Annotated in this window: 4 protein-coding genes; 3 read left to right on the top strand and 1 reads right to left on the bottom strand. The window is 52.6% G+C overall.

The window, feature by feature from the left end; translation table 11 throughout:
- Nucleotides 1-197: TraU family protein (locus ELS82_RS24105; protein WP_208733292.1), on the top strand; the 197-nt coding region annotated here is incomplete at its 5' end.
- A gap of 633 nt (nt 198-830) precedes the next feature.
- Complete coding sequence (gene trbC, locus ELS82_RS24100) at nt 831-1,538, top strand: type-F conjugative transfer system pilin assembly protein TrbC (RefSeq protein WP_134837668.1); 708 nt, start codon at nt 831-833, stop codon at nt 1,536-1,538.
- Between the two features lie 49 nt (nt 1,539-1,587).
- On the opposite strand, the gene ELS82_RS26765 is transcribed toward trbC, so the two are convergent.
- Nucleotides 1,588-2,016: a hypothetical protein gene (locus ELS82_RS26765; RefSeq protein ID WP_208733290.1), complete on the bottom strand. Its 429-nt coding sequence runs from the start codon at nt 2,014-2,016 to the stop codon at nt 1,588-1,590.
- A gap of 147 nt (nt 2,017-2,163) precedes the next feature.
- Here ELS82_RS26765 and traN point away from each other — a divergent pair.
- The coding region (gene traN, locus ELS82_RS27525) for a conjugal transfer protein TraN (protein ID WP_369333531.1) at nt 2,164-2,646 on the top strand (483 nt) is incomplete at its 3' end.

The raw sequence follows: 2,646 nt of genomic DNA, 5'->3' as shown, positions 1-2,646 counted from the left end.
TTTGCTATCAATACCCTACCCCGATTTTACCGAAGTCCCGTTACCGTTATCAGATGAGTGCGCCTATTCCCGATGCGCAGTGGTGTCACCCTTACACGACCACGACAGCGATATGGGAAATGGGGCATGACAACCCGACGACGGGTGACAATTTTGGCTATGTGCAGTGGCGAAAACGTAACTGTGTCTTCTTATGACGTCCAGATCGGTTGCATATCTAATACGCGGGAATTATGGGTTTGTACAAAAAACAACCTAAAGTTAAGTTAACGATCTCGCTCGCTTTTGGCTGCGACAACGGGCGAAGCGCTTGTTGAGACAAAAGGAGCACCGCGCATGGCGTGGACAACATGCATCATAACGTGAGGTAGTCTATGATCCTGTTAATCACCAATGTCGTTGATCACGGCAGTCCGAATAAGAACATCGATGTCGTTCATTTCCAAGTCATCGAAGGAGATCCCAGCCTCGAAGAGCTCTCTGTCCTGCTCCACCACGAGCTGATCAGTGTCCTGGCGCCCTCTTACTCGCCAGACGAGAAATCCGGTCGGTTTTTAAACGTGTCAAAAGAGTGCGTTAAAGGAATGCATTTTAATACAGACGACCACATAGAGCTTCATCACTGACACCGAGATCAGCACACCCAATGTAGTCCAGGTAACATTCAGACCTCTGCGGTGGCCACCTTGCTCGCTTGACTTCTTCTGCGCAGGGTTGGTCCCCTATGACCTTTGATCAGAGCGCTACACCTCCCTCCTCAACAGCCATGCCCGCCCCTCTTACTTAGGCGATCTCCACATGGGAGGGACTCAAGTTTAAGGAAAAATACCATGTCACGCATTCGACTGCCCTTGTCCGGGGTTTTAGCGATGCTCTTTAGCCATGCCACAGCCGCCAGCATCGGGTATACCCAAGATGAGCTCAAGGCACTTGCAAAGCGAGAGCAGCAAATGCTTTCTTTGCCCACTCAACAAAGGGCGCAAACACCGCCGCCAAACCCGGCTCCATTTATCGAGCAATCACGGCAACACGCCCGCAACTGGCAAGAAAAGCTTGATCCCACGTCTTTGCGAGGCATCGTCGACCTCCCGACACCCACTCAAAACCCCAATGCGGCGCCAACCGGCGTGATGGTATTTGTCTCTCTGACCATGCCAGACAGCAGCCTGAAAGCGCTGTTAAAACAGAGTGAGATCTGGCAAGTCCCTTTGGTCATCCGGGGAGTCTTGCCGCAAGGATTTATGGCCACAACCAACAAAATCCAGGTATTACTCAAAACCGACGCAAAAGACAGCATAAGCAGTGGGTTCGCGATCAGCCCTGAGTGGTTTCAAACCTTCAATATTCAAGAGGTACCAACGTTCGTTGCGGTTAAGCCCGGACGCTGCTTACCCGAACAACCGTGCAGCGAAAGTGACTACGACATCGTAAAAGGCAATGTCTCCATCGCGGATGCACTCGAGCACCTTGCTCAGGGTGATAACCCCGATGTGGTGCGCCGCCTGTTAGAGAGGAAACGCCATGAAAACGACGAGTAGTGCGTGTCTCATCCTGGCTCTCAGCTTTCACGCTTTCGCTTCTGAGCGGTCAATGGCCGAGCAACAAAAGCAATATCAGGATCACCTCGACTGGGCCAAAGGCGCCCAGCAGGCCATCCCGAAAAAGGCCAAAGATCAGCTCAATCTCAGCGATTACTGCGCTAGCGCACAATGCCTTAACCAAGTCCATAATCCGCCACAAAAGGGACTTAATGACGCCGCCATAAAGCAGCAAAAAGCGCGCGAGTTTTTGGCTGATGAAACCGCCAATGCAGTGAAATCTCAGTTCGACAAAGGCCGTCCAGATATCAAAAGCGATCCGGCGACCCGTTTTGCTTTGCTGGGGCAAGAGCAAGCGTATGCCATCACGCATGGCATCTCCAATGCCTACGTAGATTGTAATCGCGGCACTCAGTGCCAGACCGAAAACCATCAACGGCGTTGCGCACAGCCCACCCAGACGCCCGTGATTTGTCATGAGACACCTGTCGTAGATAAACAGGAAATCACCACGGGCAGYGTYTCCTTTCGTTACAACGGCTTTACTCCTGTGCGTTACACCTTACCAGCAGGCGTGAACGAGATCACMGGGATCACCTTTCCCGGCGTTCTGACCTGTCAGGGGATGCGCTGCCTCCCYTCYATCAATAATGGSGTCAAGTTTCGTGTYAATGGCGTGATCGTRCATGCCAAGCCWTACAAGRTGATGTCTGTGCCTCATCATWTAGCGGCGCGCTGCAYCAGGAGCGGAAGTGGCCACTGGTGTCTMAACCAGTACCCTTCTTTTCATCAGAGCATGGGCGTTGGCACATCAGGTAAKGTCACCATCGACATGGTGAACGACATTGGCCTCTATACCGGGACCTTTACTATCCATTAYMGAGCTCGCACCAACGTCATGAAATGGCAGTCAGATTGTGCAACGCTCTTACCCGAGTGCGAGCGAGTCCAACGCCAATGTATCGAAGGCGCGGGGACCCGGGTCATTAACGGCGTTCGGACCTACCTGAGCTGCTGGAAGTATCAGCTCAGGTATCAGTGTGATTTCCCGGACACCTGCGCTGAACTTGCCGACAATTGCACCACCACGTCGAGCCGCTGCAAAACG

It is taken from the genome of Vibrio ouci, assembly GCF_004551525.1.
Classification (GTDB): Bacteria; Pseudomonadota; Gammaproteobacteria; order Enterobacterales; family Vibrionaceae; genus Vibrio; species Vibrio ouci.
The sequence above is the reverse complement of the archived record's forward strand: the minus strand, read 5'-3'. Positions and strand labels throughout refer to the sequence as shown.